The organism is Thermocatellispora tengchongensis, from assembly GCF_014202315.1.
In the GTDB taxonomy this organism is placed as follows: Bacteria; Actinomycetota; Actinomycetes; order Streptosporangiales; family Streptosporangiaceae; genus Thermocatellispora; species Thermocatellispora tengchongensis.
The window spans coordinates 175,609-190,901 of the sequence record NZ_JACHGN010000009.1; the positions used below are offsets into that span (position 1 = coordinate 175,609).

At 73.7% G+C, this 15,293-nt stretch carries 12 protein-coding genes; 9 read left to right on the forward strand and 3 right to left on the reverse strand.

Translation table 11 applies throughout. From position 1 onward, the window contains the following. The first annotated feature begins 822 nt into the window (after positions 1–822). Entirely contained in the window at positions 823–3,990 is a 3,168-nt protein-coding gene (locus HNP84_RS22135; protein WP_246518481.1) for a glycosyltransferase, read from the forward strand. Next, entirely contained in the window at positions 3,987–5,420 is a 1,434-nt protein-coding gene (locus HNP84_RS22140) for a DUF5719 family protein (protein ID WP_185051691.1), read from the forward strand. Before HNP84_RS22135 ends, HNP84_RS22140 begins: the two co-directional genes overlap by 4 nt. 62 nt (positions 5,421–5,482) lie before the next feature. Here the strand turns inward: HNP84_RS22140 and HNP84_RS22145 are convergent, their stop codons facing one another. Beyond that, the gene (locus tag HNP84_RS22145; RefSeq protein WP_185051692.1) at positions 5,483–5,878 is read right to left on the reverse strand and encodes a metallopeptidase family protein; all 396 of its coding nucleotides are present in this window, start codon (positions 5,876–5,878) and stop codon (positions 5,483–5,485) included. 495 nt (positions 5,879–6,373) lie between these two features. On the opposite strand from HNP84_RS22145, the gene HNP84_RS22150 reads away from it, so the two are divergent. Genes HNP84_RS22150 through HNP84_RS22170 form a run of 5 tightly spaced genes read left to right on the forward strand, consistent with a single transcriptional unit; the run spans position 6,374 to position 10,482 of the window. Further along, positions 6,374–6,742, forward strand: coding sequence for a DUF3499 domain-containing protein (locus tag HNP84_RS22150; RefSeq protein ID WP_185051693.1), 369 nt, complete (start codon positions 6,374–6,376; stop codon positions 6,740–6,742). A gap of 53 nt (positions 6,743–6,795) precedes the next feature. Then, positions 6,796–8,157 carry a phosphomannomutase/phosphoglucomutase gene (locus tag HNP84_RS22155; RefSeq protein ID WP_185051694.1) on the forward strand — a complete coding sequence of 454 codons (1,362 nt, stop codon included), beginning with the start codon at positions 6,796–6,798 and terminating at the stop codon, positions 8,155–8,157. Continuing rightward, positions 8,154–8,327 carry a Trm112 family protein gene (locus HNP84_RS22160; protein ID WP_185051695.1) on the forward strand — a complete coding sequence of 58 codons (174 nt, stop codon included), beginning with the start codon at positions 8,154–8,156 and terminating at the stop codon, positions 8,325–8,327. Before HNP84_RS22155 ends, HNP84_RS22160 begins: the two co-directional genes overlap by 4 nt. Positions 8,328–8,379: 52 nt before the next feature. Then, positions 8,380–9,498 carry an SIS domain-containing protein gene (locus HNP84_RS22165; RefSeq protein WP_312925456.1) on the forward strand — a complete coding sequence of 373 codons (1,119 nt, stop codon included), beginning with the start codon at positions 8,380–8,382 and terminating at the stop codon, positions 9,496–9,498. Positions 9,499–9,543: 45 nt separating this feature from the next. After that, the gene (locus HNP84_RS22170) at positions 9,544–10,482 is read left to right on the forward strand and encodes a cation diffusion facilitator family transporter (RefSeq protein WP_185051697.1); all 939 of its coding nucleotides are present in this window, start codon (positions 9,544–9,546) and stop codon (positions 10,480–10,482) included. Here the strand turns inward: HNP84_RS22170 and HNP84_RS22175 are convergent. Continuing rightward, positions 10,479–10,826: a MerR family DNA-binding transcriptional regulator gene (locus HNP84_RS22175; protein ID WP_185051698.1), complete on the reverse strand. Its 348-nt coding sequence runs from the start codon at positions 10,824–10,826 to the stop codon at positions 10,479–10,481. The genes HNP84_RS22170 and HNP84_RS22175 overlap by 4 nt on opposite strands. 97 nt (positions 10,827–10,923) lie before the next feature. On the opposite strand from HNP84_RS22175, the gene ahcY reads away from it, so the two are divergent. Together ahcY and HNP84_RS22185 are read left to right on the forward strand one after the other, a co-directional pair. Further along, complete coding sequence (gene ahcY / locus HNP84_RS22180; protein WP_185051699.1) at positions 10,924–12,354, forward strand: adenosylhomocysteinase; 1,431 nt, start codon at positions 10,924–10,926, stop codon at positions 12,352–12,354. Positions 12,355–12,376: 22 nt separating this feature from the next. After that, entirely contained in the window at positions 12,377–13,615 is a 1,239-nt protein-coding gene (locus HNP84_RS22185) for an adenosylhomocysteinase (RefSeq protein WP_185051700.1), read from the forward strand. 922 nt (positions 13,616–14,537) lie between these two features. On the opposite strand, the gene HNP84_RS22190 is transcribed toward HNP84_RS22185, so the two are convergent. Further along, positions 14,538–15,212 (reverse strand): DUF305 domain-containing protein, encoded by a 675-nt coding sequence (locus HNP84_RS22190; protein WP_312925460.1) that lies wholly within the window; start codon positions 15,210–15,212, stop codon positions 14,538–14,540. Positions 15,213–15,293: the final 81 nt, after the last annotated feature.

The window sequence follows — 15,293 nt, forward strand, 5'->3', positions numbered from 1 at the left end:
GGTAGCGCGCCCACGGTGGTGCGCGCTCCGCGGGGCGGTCAGCACGCCTACGGCCCGCTTTGGGGCGGGATGCCTCTGGGTCGTGCGCCCAATGGCCCACGCACCCGTGCACACCCGCCCCGGCCGCGCAGGCCCGCGTGGAGTGCATGCGGCGCGGGTATCGCGGGCGTAACCGGTGCACACCCGGCGCACCCGAGCACAACTGTGCGCATACCCGGGCGCGCCCGGCTCACCGCGCGCGCTCATGGCGCGTGCTCACCACGCATGCCGAGGGTGCCGGGGCGCGTCTCGTGGAAGGGCCTGTCCGGCATCGTCCTCGGCGGCGGGTGGGGCGGCACCCCTCCGGCGCGCACGACGTGGCGCAACGGGCGGACACCGGGTGCGACATCGCACCTGGGCACACCAGGCGCCTTCCGCGCCGCGCGCCTTCCGCAGCGCCCTATGACCGGTGCGTGCCTGTGGTCCGTGCTTCGCACAACGCGGTTCGGGCGTATCGAGGGGGGCGTGTCTTCCCTCGTCGGTCGCGAGGCTCATTCGTGGTCTCGCACTCTTCTCAGCCCAGGCGGGACCCGCGCCCAACCGGTCCGCCCGATTACCGGAGCGTGCGCTCTGGCCTGGCTTGCCCTTGGCGAGCCGGGGTGGCCCTATGGATGGGCGTCCGCCATTCGCAGGCCGGGGGCGTCCCGGGCCTTCCATGGCGGCCGGTTGGCGTGCGTTGTGGGGCAAAAGCGGGCGAATCGCTGAGCATGAGCCATAAGCCCTGCAATAAAGTGCGGAGCACGTCCGATTGGGGCTTCCCTCCGCCACTGACAGTCGGGGTCCATGTCCAGCACAGATGTTCCCTACGGCGCGCGGCACGCGGTGACCGCGATCGTCGTCGCGCATGACGGCGCCCGATGGCTCGCGGACACGGTGGCCGCGGTGATGCGGCAGAGCCGGCCGGTGGATCGGCTGGTGGGGGTGGACAACGGGAGCCGGGACGGCGGTGGGCGGGTGCTGGAGGAGGCGCTCGGGCAGGGGAACGTGCTGGCGCTGCCGCGCTCCACGGGGTTCGGGGAGGCCGTGGGGGAGGTGCTGGAGCGGCTGCCGGCCGCGCGGGCGCCGGGGGTCGTGGAGTGGGTCTGGCTGATCCACGACGACTGCGCGCCGGACGTACGGGCGCTTGAGGCCCTGCTGTGGGCGGCCGACCATGACCCGTCGGCGGCGGTGCTGGGGCCGAAGCTGCGCGACTGGCTGGACCGGCGGCTGCTGCTCGAAGTGGGCGTGACCGTCGATCGGACCGGGCGCAGGGACACCGGGCTGGAGGCGCGCGAGTACGACCAGGGGCAGCACGACGGGGTGCACGACACGCTGTCGGTGTCCACCGCCGGGATGCTGATCCGGCGGGACGTGTGGGACGAGGTGGGCGGGCTCGATCCCGCCCTGCCGGTGTTCCGTGACGACCTGGACCTGTGCTGGCGGGTGCGCAACGCCGGGCACCGGGTGCTCAACGTGAGCCATGCGGTCGCCTGGCACGCCGAGGCCGCGACGCGGCGCCGCAGGCGGATCACGGCCAGCGACCATCATCCGCGGCGGCTCGACCGGCGCAACGCGATGTTCGTGGTGATGGCGAACCTGCCCTTCCGGGCGCTGCTGTGGGCGCTGGTCCGCAACGTGGTGGGCTCGCTGTTCCGGACGGTGCTGTTCATGCTGGCCAAGCAGCCCGCCAACGCCCTGGACGAGATCAGCGCGCTCGGGTCCGTGCTCGCCCACCCCGGGCGCATGCTCAGGGCCCGCCGGGCGCGCGCCACGGGCAGGAAGCAGAACTACCCGCAGATCAAGCGGCTGCTCAGCCCGCCCGGTGCGTCGTACCGGCGGATCGTGGACATGGTGCAGGGGTTCCTGTCCGGGGCCGGGCCGGTGGATTCGAGCGGGCGCCACCACGCCGCGGCCGAGCGGCAGGAGCAGGACGACGGCGACGAGCTGCTGGTGGACGCGGGCGTGATGCAGCGCGTGTTCGGCAACCCGGGCGTGCTGCTGTTCCTCGGCCTGCTCGCGGTGACCGTGGCCGCCGAGCGCACCCTGCTGGGCGGCGACCGGCTGGGCGGCGGCGCGCTGGTGCCCGTGATCGGCGGGGCCTCGGACCTGTGGCGGCTGTACACCGAGGGCTTCCACGCCACCGGCCTGGGCACCGACGCGTGGACGCCCCCGTACGTCGCGGTGATCGCGGTGCTGTCCACGGTCCTGTTCGGCAAGCCGTGGCTGGCCGTTACGGTGCTGTTGCTCGGCTGCGTGCCCCTCGCCGGGGTGTCCGCCTACCTCGCCACCCGGCGCATGATCCCCAGCGCGGGCGCGCGGCTGTGGCTGGCCGCGACGTACGCGCTGATGCCGGTCGCCACCGGGGCCATCGCGGCCGGGCGGCTCGGCACCGCCGTGGTGCTGGTCCTGCTGCCGGTGTACGCCGCGCTGGCCACGGTGCTGCTCGCGGCCGAGGGCCGCCGCTCCCGGCGGGCCGCGTGGGGGCTCGGGCTGCTGCTGGCCGTCGGCACCGCGTTCGCCCCGCTCGTGTACGTCCTGGCCGCGATCATCGGCGTCCTGGGCGCCACCGCCTTCGGCAGCGCGCGGCGCGGAGTCGGCGTGTCGGTGGGCATCGCGCTGGGCGTGCCGCTGGTGCTGCTGTTCCCCTGGCTGGCCCAGATCGCCCGCCACCCCGGGCAGATCCTGCTGGAGGCCGGGCTGCACCGGCCGTCCCTGGTGGACCCGCGGCTGCCCGCGGCCGACCTGCTCGCGCTGAGTCCGGGCGGGCCGGGCATGCCGCCGCTGTGGGTGACCGCCGGGCTCATCGCTGCGGCCCTGGGCACGCTGCTCATCCGCCGTCAGCGCATGGTCGTGGCGGTCTGCTGGGGCGTGGCGGTGTTCGGGGTGCTGGTGGCGATCCTGGCCGGCCGGGCCACCGTGACCTCGATCGCGGGCAGCGAGGCCGCCCCCGCCTGGCCCGGCGTCCCGCTGGCGTTCGCCGCGACCGGCATGCTGGTCGTGGTCGCGCTGACCTCGCACCGGCTGGCGGAGTTCCGCGCCGCGGGCGGGCTGCGCCGGATCGCCGCGGTGCTCGCCGCCGCGGTCGCCTTCTCCACCCCGGTGCTCGCGGCGGGGTTCTGGGTCTACCGGGGCGTCACCGGGCCGCTGCGGGGCGACCTGCCGGACGCGATGCCCGCCCTGGCCGCCGCCGGGTCGGAGGACGGCGAGCGTACGCTGGTGCTGCGCTCCAGCGAGGCCGGCGGGCTCACCTACACCGTGCTGCGCAACCGCACCCCCCTCATGGGCGAGACCGACCTGCCCGCGCCCGGCCAGGCGCGCGGCCGGCTGGCCGTGGCGGCGTCCGGGCTGGCCTCCGGGCGCGGCGGCCAGGACGCCGCGGTGCTCGCCACGTACGGCGTGCGGTTCGTGGTCCTGGTCGCGCCCATCGACCCCGCGGTCACCCGGGCGCTGGACTCCCAGCCGGCGCTGGCCCGGATGAGCCTGACCGAGACCACCGGCGTGTGGCGGCTGGCGTCCCCGCTGGGGCGGGCCTGGATCGCCGACTCCGCGGGCACGCGCACCCCGGTCAAGGTCACCCGTACGCCCGACGGCGGCCTCACCGCCGCCGTACCGGCCGGGCCCGCCGGGCGTACGCTCGTGCTGGCCGAGCCCGCCGGCGACTGGACCGCCACCCTGGGCGGCGCCACGCTCGCCCGCACCACCGTGGACGGCTGGGCCCAGGGCTTCACCCTCGGCACCGCCGCCGGAACCGCCCGCATCGCCTACGACGACCAGTGGCACGCGATCTGGCTGTGGGTGCAGGCCGGCCTGGTCGCGCTGGTGCTCGTGCTGGCGGCGCCCGGCTCCCGGGCCGACGAGGCCGCCCCCGACTACGCCGACCCGCCGCCGGGCGAGGCCGCGCCCGCCGAGCCGGAGCGGCCGGCGGGACGGCGCGGCAGGCGGGCGAAGCGATCGGAGGTGGCCGCCCGGTGAAGTTCCTGGTCGAGAACCGCTTCGGCATGCTGCTGCTGGTCGTGATCTCGCTGCTCGCCCTGTACGGCGTCGCCCACGTGACCCAGCCCCCCGAGACCGTCACCGCCGCCCCGCAGCCCAAGCGGGTCACCGTGGAGTCGGTGAACACCGTCTGCCCCGACCCCGGCGACTCCGTGGTGAGCGCCGTCGCCCCCGGCCGCGAGGGCGCCCGCGGCGGCGCCGCCACCGTCACCGCCCTGACCGCGCCGGGCGAGAAGGCCGGACCTGCTGCGACCCTGGACCAGCCCGGCAAGTTGTGGCAGAAGAAGCAGGCCGCGCGCACCGGGCCGCTGATCGTCGCGGGCGACGGGGCGATGGCCGCCGGCCTGGAGGCCGCGCAGACCGCCACCGCCACCTCAGGGGCCCGGCGCGGGCTCGCGGGCGTACGCTGCGTCGAGCCCGCGGCCGAGGCGTGGTTCGTCGGGCCGGGCCCGGCCGCCGCGGCCGAGGTCACGCTGTACGTCGCCAACCCCGACAGCGCCCCCGCCTCGGTGGAGGTCGCCGTCTACGCGGGCGAGGGTCCGGTGGTCGGTGACCACGGGTTCATGGTCGAGCCGGGCGAGCACCGTACGGTCAACCTCAAGGACATCGCCCCCTCGCCGCTGGTCATGGCCGTCTCGGTGCGCACCGGCAGCGGCCGGGTGGCCAGCGCGGTGCGGGCCGAGATGGGCGAGGGGCGCGGCGTGGACTGGCTGCCGCAGGCCGCCGCCCCCGCCAAGTCGGTCGTGGTGCCCGGCATCCCGGGCGGCGGCGGCCGGCGCGAGCTGTACGTCGCCGCGCCCGGCGAGTCGGACGCGGTCGTACAGGTCAAGGCGATCACCGCGGACGGCTTCTACGCCCTGAAGAACCGCGAGACCGTCGAGGTGCCCGCCGGCTCGGTGGCCACGCTCGACCTGTCCACCGGCATCGGCGGCCAGCCCGCCGCGATAGCGCTCACCAGCGAGACGCCGATCGTGGCCGGCATGGTCATCACCGCGACCGGCACGCGGCTCGACGTCGCCTTCAGCGCGGGCGCGGCCCCGATCGACCTGGGCAGCGTGGTCGCCGACAACCGCTCCGGCAAGGACACCAAGTCGGCGCTGATCCTGTCGGCCCCGGGCAAGGCGGCCAAGGTGAGCGTGCAGGTGCTCCCCGCCGAGGGCGCCGCCCCCGCCGCCACCGAGGCCGAGATCCCGGCCGCCAGGACCGAGCAGATCGCGCTCCCCAAGGTCCGCGGCGCCTTCGCCGTCGCGGTCACGCCGCTGCCCGGCTCCGGCCCCGTCTACGGCGGCCGGGTCCTGGACCAGCGCGACGGGAACGGCCTGCTCATCACCGCCCAGCCCCTCGCCGCCGGCCGCACCTGGGCGCTGGTACCACCGCTCACCGACTCCCCCTCCACGGTGCTGCCGTAGGCGCCCGGCACCGCCGCGACCCCGTGGTGCCAGTCGTCAGCGCCGCTCCTCAGCGCCGGTCCTCAGTGCCGGTCGTCGTAGCCCGGGTCGATGGTCTCGGGCGACAGCCCCAGCAGGCTCGCCACCTGCTCCACCACGGCGTCGTGCACGTACGCGCCGAGCTGGTCGCGGTCGCGCGCCCGCGCCTCCAGCGGACGCCGGTAGACCACCACGCTCGCCGGATCGGAGCCCGAGGCGGCCTCGGCCCGCCCGAACGGGATGGGCTCGCCCCCGACCCGCTCCGGCCCGTCGCCCAGCTCCGACAGCGGCGGCACGTCCTCCACCACGAACTCCACCGACGCGAGCTGCTTGCTCCACCGCGGCTTGAGCCGGTCCACCGCGTCCAGCACGAGATCGTCGAAGCGCTCGCTGCGCGACCTGGCGATCGGCACGTGCGAGGGCGCGATGGGCCCGCGCATCCCCCGCCCGTGCCGATCCCTCCGGCGCGGACCGCGAGGCCGCGGACCTCCAGAATGCGAACTCACAGCAAGAGCTTAAGCGCAGGTGGGCCAACGGCGCTTGGGCGCGGGCACGCCAAGGGTTCCGCCGGAAGAGGACGGCGACAGGGCGGCGGTGGACGCGGGCCGCGAGCGCGGCGCCCAGGCCCCGCCGCCACCCTCCGTCACCGGCCCTGCCGGGAACCGGGACCCCTGTGGGCCGTTTTGGGGTTCCCATACCTGGCCACTGGTTACCCTTTGTGTTCGGCCGTTTACGAATGCGGCGCGGTGGGGTAAAGGTCGGGTGGCGGCCAGGGGGTGTGGGCGGCGACGGCGAGGTCGGGGGCGGGGTGCGACGGGGTGGAGCAGGCGCCATAAGCACAACAACCGCATTAAGCGCGCCCGAATTGTGGCGACACGCTCGTTAAGAGCGCTCGGATAGTGGCGCCTCGGACTCTTACCGGATACGGTCCCTCCGTGAGCCCCGTCCGCCGCTGTTCGCGCACCGCCTGCAGTCAGCCCGCCGTCTTCACGCTCACGTACGTCTACGCCGACTCGACCGCTGTTCTCGGCCCCTTGGCAACGTACGCCGAGCCGCACTGTTACGACCTGTGTGCCGAACACGCCGAGCGGCTCACCGCGCCCCGGGGCTGGGAGGTCGTGCGGCTGCCCAGCGAGGCCGGGCAGCCGAGCACCGACGACCTCGAAGCGCTGGCCAACGCGGTGCGCGAGGCCGCGCGGCCGGCGCCGCCGCCGGGCGGGGAGCCGGTGGGCCAGGGCGTCGAGGTGGGCCGCCGCGGCCATCTCAGAGTGCTCCGCTCCGCGCAACCCAAGCACGACCGCTAGCGTAGGCTCGAAGCGTTCGTCAGGCGGCCAAGCGACTACCAGGGCGGAGCAGAGTGGGCGACCTCGCCAGGATCTTCAAGGCGTACGACATCCGCGGCGTCGTGCCGGACGAGCTCGACGAGGCCGTCGCGCAGGCCGTGGGGGCCGCGTTCACCGAGGTCGTCGGGGCGACCAGGCTGGTGGTCGCCCGCGACATGCGCGAGTCCTCCGAAGGGCTCGCGGCGGCGTTCGCGCGCGGCGCGACCTCGCGCGGGGCCGATGTGATCGACGCCGGGCTCGGCTCCACCGACCTGCTGTACTACGCCAGCGGGGCGCTCGGCCTGCCCGGCGTGATGTTCACCGCGAGCCACAACCCGGCCCGCTACAACGGCATGAAGATGTGCCGCGCCGGGGCCGTGCCGGTCGGCGGCGACACCGGGCTGGCCGAGATCCGCGACCGCGCCGCCGAGATCCTGGCGGCGCCGCCCGCGGCCGGCGCGCGTGCGGGCACGGTCACGCGCGAGGACCTGACCAGCGCGTACGCCGCCCACCTGCGCACCCTCGTCGATCTGTCGTCGATCCGGCCGCTGAAGGTCGCGGTGGACGCCGGCAACGGCATGGGCGGGCACACCGTGCCGGTGGTGTTCGCCGGGCTGCCGCTCGACCTGGTGCCGCTGTACTTCGAGCTCGACGGCACCTTCCCCAACCACGAGGCCAACCCGATCGAGCCGGCCAACCTGGTCGATCTGCGCAAGGCCGTGGTGGAGTCGGGGGCCGACATCGGGATCGCCTACGACGGCGACGCCGACCGCTGCTGGGTGATCGACGAGCGCGGCGAGTCGGTGTCCCCGTCCACGATCACCGCGCTGGTGGCGGTGCGCGAGCTGGCCAAGCACCCCGGCTCGCCGATCATCCACAACCTGATCACCTCCCGGGCGGTGCCCGAGATCGTGGCCGAGCACGGCGGGGTGCCGGTGCGCACCCGCGTGGGCCACTCGATCATCAAGGCCGAGATGGCCCGCACCGGCGCGATCTTCGGCGGGGAGCACTCCGCCCACTACTACTTCCGCGACTTCTGGTACGCCGACTCGGGCATGCTGGCCGCGCTGCACGTGCTGGCCGCCCTCGGCGGGCAGGACCGGCCGCTGTCGGAGCTGCTGGCCGGCTACTCCCGCTACGCGGCCTCCGGCGAGATCAACAGCACGGTCCCCGACCAGGCCGCCGCGCTGGCCCGCGTCCGCGCCCACTACGACGGCCGCGACGGCGTGAGCTTCGACGATCTCGACGGCCTGACGGTCACGGGTCCGGAGTGGTGGTTCAATCTACGTCCGTCCAACACCGAGCCGCTTCTCCGGCTGAACGCCGAAGCGGCCGACGAGCATCAGATGGCGGCGGTGCGCGACGAGGTCCTCGCCGTCGTGAGGAGAGACCTGTGAAGATCGACGACTGGTTGCTGGAGATCCTCGCCTGCCCGGCGTGCAAGTCGCCGCTGCGCGCCGAGCCCGAGAGCGAGGAGCTGGTCTGCACGTCGTCCGCGTGCGGTCTGGTCTATCCGGTGCGCGATGACATCCCGGTTCTCCTCGTGGACGAGGCGCGCAAGCCGTGACCCGGGTCCCGCCGCCGGTCCCGATGCGGGGAGAGGCGAGGGGAGAGGCGCGGTGACCGGCGAGCTGCAGTGGGAGCCCGACCGGCTGGACGACCAGGACCATCTGGTCGAGCGCGACGCCGGCGCCATGCTGCGCGCGGTGGCGTCCTCCGGCGCGCAGATCCGGGTGGCCCTCCGGCTGGCCAGGGAGGCCAAGCTGGACGCGCTGGCGGCCGACGGGCGCCCGCGCGCGGTCGTCGTGGCCGGCGTGGGCGGCTCGGCCGTCGCGGGCGAGATCCTGGCCGCGGTGTGCGGTCCCGGCGTCCCCGTGCCGATCCTCAGCGTGCGCTCGAACCGGCTGCCGGGCTGGGTGGGCGCGGCCGACCTGGTGATCGCGGTGTCGCACTCGGGCCGGTCGGAGGAGACCCTGGCGGTGGCGGCCGAGGCCGTGCGCCGCGGGTGCAGGCTGCTCGCCGTGGGCGGCGAGGACACGCCGCTGCGGGCCATCGCCAGGCAGGCCGGGGCGCCGTACGCGGAGGTGCGGGCACAGGGCCCGTCCCGTACGGCGGTGTGGGGCCTGACGGTGCCGTTGCTGGTCGCGGCGGGCGAGCTGGGGCTGAGCCGGATCGACGAGGCCGTGTTCGAGGCGGCGGCCGGGCGGCTGGAGGACATGGCCCACCGCTGCCGCCCGTCCAGCGAGTCGTTCATCAACCCGGGCAAGCTGCTGGCCATGGAGCTGGCCGGCACGGTGCCGATCATCTGGGGGGCCGCGCCGGTGGCCTCGGTGGCGGCCAGGCGGCTGGCCGGCCAGTTGCACAAGAACGCCAAGTACCCGGCGATCGTGGGCGAGATCCCCGAGGCCCTGCACGACCAGCTCGCGGTGTTCGACGGCCCGTTCGCGGGCCGCGACATCTTCTCCGACGACGCCGGGCGCTCGCTGCGGCTGTTCGTGTTCCGCGACACCGAGGAGTACCAGGAGGACGCGCGGCGGCGCGAGGTCGCGGTGCGCATGGCGCACGACCGCGACGTCCCGGTGACCGAGCTGGCCGGCGAGGGCGGGCATCCGCTGGAGCGGCTGGCGGGGTTGATCGGCCTGGCCGATTACGGCAGTGTCTACCTGGCGCTGGGATACGGCATCGATCCGACCCCGGTATCTGCCATCGCCGAACTGAAGGCGCGAATAACCCAATAAGCTTCCCCTGGTCTTATTTCGCAACACGATGGGTGGGGACGAGACGTGAGCGCGGGTGGCGGTACTAAGGCGATCATCGCGGCACTGGTCGCGAACCTGTCGATCGCGGCGGCCAAGTTCGTGGCCTTCGTGATCACCGCGTCGTCGTCGATGCTCGCCGAGTCGATTCACTCGGTGGCCGACTCGGGCAACCAGATCCTGCTGCTCGTCGGCGGCAAGCGGGCCGAGCGCGCCCGCACGCCGCAGCACCCGTTCGGCTACGGCCGCGAGCGCTACTTCTACGCCTTCGTGGTCGCGGTCGTGCTGTTCACGGTCGGCGCGCTGTTCTCGCTGTACGAGGGCTGGCACAAGTGGAGCGACCCGCACCCGGTCGAGACCCCGATCGTGGCGTTCGGCGTGCTGATCTTCGCGATCATCGCCGAGACGTTCTCCTTCCGCACCGCGATCCGCGAGGCCAACCACGTCCGCGGCAAGCAGTCGTGGGTGCAGTTCATCCGCCGGTCCAAGTCGCCCGAGCTGCCGGTCATCGTCCTTGAGGACCTCGGCGCGCTGCTGGGCCTGATCTTCGCGCTGTTCGGCGTGACCATGGCGGTCGTCACCGGCGACGGACGCTGGGACGCCGTCGGCACCATGATGATCGGCGTGCTGCTCGCGGCCATCGCGGTCGTCCTGGCCGTGGAGACCAAGTCGCTGCTGATCGGCGAGAGCGCGGGCCCGGAGATGGAGGCCGAGATCGTCAAGGCGCTCACCGCCGGGCCGGAGGTCCCCAAGGTCATCCACCTGCGCACGCTGCACCTCGGCCCGGAGGAGCTGCTGGTCGCGGCCAAGATCGCCATCGACCACGACGACACGGCCTCGGAGGTCGCGCGGGGCATCGACGCCGCCGAGCAGCGGGTGCGTACGGCGGTGCCCATGGCCCGGGTGATCTACCTGGAACCCGACCTCTACCAGGACGAGAAGGCCAAGGCCCCCTCGGCGGGCTAGCGCCGCGGGGGCGGGGCGCCGCGGAGCAGCCGCAGCGCCTTCTCCTTCTCGAAGTCCAGGGCGCGCCGGGGCGCCTGGATGCGGCCGATGCGCAGCCCCAGCTCGCGTACGGCGTGCGCCACCGCGGGCTCGGTCAGCACGCGCAGGCCGAAGGCCAGCTCGGCCGGGGAGACGTCGAAGCGCCGCTCCAGCTCCATGGCCTGGGCCACCGCCGCCAGCTCCTCCTCGCCGAACCTGCGGTGCGCGCCCCGGTCGCGCACGGGCGGGAGGAGCCCGAGCGCCTCCCGGTAGCGGAGCATCCGCGGGGACATGCCGAGCCGCCGTGCCGCCTCCGTGATACGCATCTTCACATTCTTGTGTCAGATTCGCTCGCGTCAAGGTGCGTCCGTGTGAAGCGCGCCCGTAAACTCGCTGCGACGACATCATCCAGAGGGGAATCAGATGGACTTCAAGGTCGCCGACCTCTCGCTGGCCGCCTTCGGACGCAAAGAGATCCAGCTCGCGGAGCACGAGATGCCCGGCCTGATGGCCACGCGCCGCGAGTACGCCGGCACCCGCCCGCTGGCCGGCGCCAGGATCATGGGCTCACTGCACATGACGATCCAGACCGCGGTGCTGATCGAGACCCTGGTCGAGCTGGGCGCCGACGTGCGCTGGGTGAGCTGCAACATCTTCTCCACCCAGGACCACGCCGCCGCCGCGGTGGTCGTCGGCCCCGACGGCACCCCCGACGACCCCAAGGGCGTGCCGGTCTTCGCCTGGAAGGGCGAGACGCTGGAGGAGTACTGGTGGTGCACCGAGCAGGCGCTGCAGTGGCCTGACGGGGGCGGCCCGAACATGATCCTGGACGACGGCGGCGACGCGACGCTGCTGGTGCACAAGGGCGCCGAGTACGAGGCCGCCGGCGCCGTGCCGACCGCGAGCGCCGACGACCCCGAGGAGTGGAAGATCATCCTCGACACGCTGCGCCGCTCGATCGCCGAGCGTCCCGGCAGGTGGACCGAGATCGCCAAGGGCATCAAGGGCGTCACCGAGGAGACCACCACCGGCGTGCACCGCCTGTACGAGATGCACAAGAACGGCCGCCTGCTGTTCCCGGCGATCAACGTCAACGACTCGGTCACCAAGTCGAAGTTCGACAACAAGTACGGCTGCCGCCACTCCGTCATCGACGGCCTGAACCGCGCCACCGACGTGCTGATCGGCGGCAAGGTCGCCGTCGTGTGCGGCTACGGCGACGTGGGCAAGGGCTGCGCCGACGCGCTGCGCGGCCAGGGCGCCCGGGTCATCGTCACCGAGATCGACCCGATCTGCGCGCTCCAGGCCGCCATGGACGGCTTCCAGGTCACCACCCTGGACGAGGTCGTCGGCATCGCCGACATCTTCGTGACCGCCACCGGCAACTTCAACATCATTACGGCCGAGCACATGGCCAAGATGAAGCACCAGGCGATCGTGTCCAACATCGGCCACTTCGACAACGAGATCGACATGGCCGGCCTCGCCCGGGTCGAGGGCATCAAGCGCAACAACATCAAGCCGCAGGTGGACGAGTGGGTCTTCCCCGACGGCCACTCCATCATCGTCCTGGCCGAGGGCCGGCTGATGAACCTGGGCTGCGCCACCGGTCACCCCTCGTTCGTGATGTCCAACTCCTTCACCAACCAGGTCATCGCGCAGATCGAGCTGTTCACCAAGACCGCCGACTACCCGGTGGGCGTGTACACCCTGCCCAAGCACCTGGACGAGAAGGTCGCCCGGCTGCACCTCGACGCCCTCGGCGTCAAGCTCACCGAGCTGACCAAGGAGCAGGCCGAGTACATCGGCGTGGACGTGCAGGGCCCGTACAAGCCCGACCACTACCGCTACTGAGCCGACCCGGGCGGGCACCGACGTGGAGATCGCGGAGGCGGGGGAGCGGCGCATCGACTGGGCGGCGCGGGCGATGCCCGTGCTGCACGCGGTCGGCGCGCGCTTCGCCGCCGAGCGCCCGCTCGACGGCCTGAAGATCGCCGCGTGCCTGCACGTCACCGCCGAGACGGCGGTGCTGATGGGCGCGCTGGGCGCGGGCGGCGCGCGGATCGCGCTGGCCGCGTCCAACCCGCTGTCCACCCAGGACGACGTGGCGGCGGCGCTGGGCGACTACGGCATCGCGGTCCACGCCCGTGCGGGGGTGGACCGCGAGACCTACTACCGGCACATCAACGCCGCGCTGGACATCGGGCCCGACATCGTCCTCGACGACGGCTGCGACCTGGTCAACACGCTGCACACCGAGCGGGTGGAGTTGCTGCCGGGCGTGATCGGGGGCTGCGAGGAGACCACGACCGGCATCATCCGGCTGCGCCAGATGGCCGCCGAGCGGGCGCTGCGGTTCCCGATGGTGGCGGTGAACGACACCCGAACCAAGCGCATGTTCGACAACCGGTACGGCACCGGCCAGTCCACCGTGGACGGCATCATGCGCGCCACCAACACCCTCCTCGCCGGCAAGACCGTGGTGGTGGCCGGCTTCGGCTACTGCGGCCGGGGCGTCGCCGAGCGGGCCAAGGGCCTGGGCGCGCGGGTGATCGTCACCGAGATCGACCCGGTCAAGGCCCTGGACGCCACGCTCCAGGGCTACGACGTGCGCCCCATGGCCGCCGCCGCCGAACTCGGCGACGTGTTCGTCACCGTCACCGGCAACCGCGACGTCATCCGGGGCGAGCACCTGGTGCTGATGAAGGACGGCGCGATCCTGGCCAACGCCGGCCACTTCGACGTGGAGATCGACGTCCGCGCGCTGGAGGGCCTGGCCGCCGCCGTCCACCGCGGCGTCCGGCCCAGCACCGACGAGTACGTCCTCCCCGACGGCCGCCGCCTCCTGCTGCTGGCCGAGGGCCGCCTGGTCAACCTGACGGCCGCCGAGGGCCACCCCGCGGCGGTCATGGACATGTCCTTCTCGGCCCAGGCGCTCGCGGTCACCTGGCTGGTCCGCGAGCACCAAGGGCTCGAACCGGGCGTGTACGACGTGCCGCCCGAGGTCGACACCGAGGTCGCCCGCCTCAAGCTCGACGCGGCGGGCGTACGGGTGGACACCCTCACGCCGGACCAGGAGGCGTACCTGCACTCCTGGCGCTCCGGCACCGCCTGAACCGCCCCCCAGGGCGCGCCCCCTCGTCCGAGGCGTGGCATGCGCGGTGCACGGTGGGCCGCCCCGGGCCGCCCACGAGACCGGGAATGTGAAAGGCCGTCCGCCCCGCCTCCCAGGAGGCCGAGGTGAGAGGCCGGCCTCCTGACCTCGCACGGTTCTGGGGCGGGGCCGCGCTACTACCGCTTCCGTGCCCCGCACCGCGCTCTGGCCCGGCACGGGCCCGGGTGGGGCCGCGCTACTACCGGCGCCGGCCCTGCACCACCCAGGCCCCGCACGGCCCGCGCTACTACGGTTCCGCGCCTCGCGCCGCCCTGGCCCGGCACGGGTCTGGGGCGGGGGCGCGCTGCTACCGGCTCCGCTCCCCGCATCGCTCTGGCCCGGCACGGGCCCGGGGTGGGGGCGCGCTGCTACCGGCGCCGGCCCTGCACCACCCAGGCCCCGCACGGGCCCGCGCTACTACGGTTCCGCGCCTCGCGCCGCCCTGGCCCCGCAAGGGCCCGGGGCGGGGCCGCGCAAGGGCCCGGTGCGGGGCCGCGCAAGGGCCCGGGGCGGGGCCGCGCTGCCACCGGCTTCGGCCCTGCACTGCTCTGGCCCCGCAAGGGCCCGGGGGCGGGGCCGCGCTGCCACCGGCTTCGGCCGTGCACTGCTCTGGCCTCGCACGGGTCTGGGGTGGGGCCGCGCTGCTACCGGTTCCGCGCCCCGCGCCGCCCTGGCCCGGCACGAGCGCGGGGTGGGGGCGCGCTGCTACCGGTTCCGCGCCCCGTACCGCCCTGGCCCGGCACGGGCCTGGGGTGAAGGAGCGGACACCAGGGCGCTCATGCGGCCCGGCCCTTTATCGGTCGGGCTGGCGCGGCCTGTGTTGAGGGCGGGTCAAATGCGTGTTACGTCTGACACCGAAACCGACATTAGGTAATAAAGCGTATTAAAGGCGGCTCATTCGGTTTATCTCCACGGCCTGGGTGACCGAAATGTCCTCGGCCAGCTCCAGTACCCGTACGTGCGAGCCGCGTTCCAGCACCTCGCGGGCCATGGTGATCGCGCCCTGGTGGTGGGCGATCATGAGCTGCACGTAGAGCTGGTCGAACTCCTCCCCGGTGGCGGCCTTGAGCCGGTCGAGCTGTTCCGGGGTGGCCATGCCCGGCATGCCGGCGTGCGCGGCGTGGTGGTCGGGCACCTTCTGGCCCTGCTCGCGCAGCCAGCTCGTCATCAGGTTGATCTCCGGGCCCTGGGTGTCCTTGATCCGGTCGGCGAAGCGCCTGACGCCGTCGGACGCGGCGCGCGAGGGGGCGAGCAGGCTCATGTCCAGGGCCTGCCGGTGGTGGACGATCATGTTCTGCATGAACAGCACGTCGGCGGCGTTGGCCGTCGGCGTCGGGATGGCGGTCGCCGCCTCGCTCGGCTGGAGCGTCCTGGCCGGCTCGCCCGGCTCGCCCGGGGCGATCACCGGGGCGGTGGGCCGGGTCACGGGGGCGGCGGGGGAGCCGCTGCACCCGGCCGAGGCGAGCAGCGCCACCAGTGCCGCCGTGCCCGCGAGCGCGAGCCCGGGGGAAAAGCGTCCCGCCCTTATCTGCCTGACCAGGACGAATGCCGTGCGCACCCGACCTCCTTCATGTCTGATGTGGGACCGTGCACCCTAACTTGTGGCGGTATGTCGGGTAAAGGGGGCAGACATGTACTT

Excerpts from the sequence above, each read along its gene's own strand:
- ahcY (WP_185051699.1), top strand. The coding sequence starts at position 10,924 with ATGGACTTCAAGGTCGCCGACCTCTCGCTGGCCGCCTTCGGACGCAAA.
- HNP84_RS22135 (WP_246518481.1), top strand. The coding sequence starts at position 823 with ATGTCCAGCACAGATGTTCCCTACGGCGCGCGGCACGCGGTGACCGCG.
- HNP84_RS22175 (WP_185051698.1), bottom strand. The coding sequence starts at position 10,826 with ATGCGTATCACGGAGGCGGCACGGCGGCTCGGCATGTCCCCGCGGATG.
- HNP84_RS22145 (WP_185051692.1), bottom strand. The coding sequence starts at position 5,878 with ATGCGCGGGCCCATCGCGCCCTCGCACGTGCCGATCGCCAGGTCGCGC.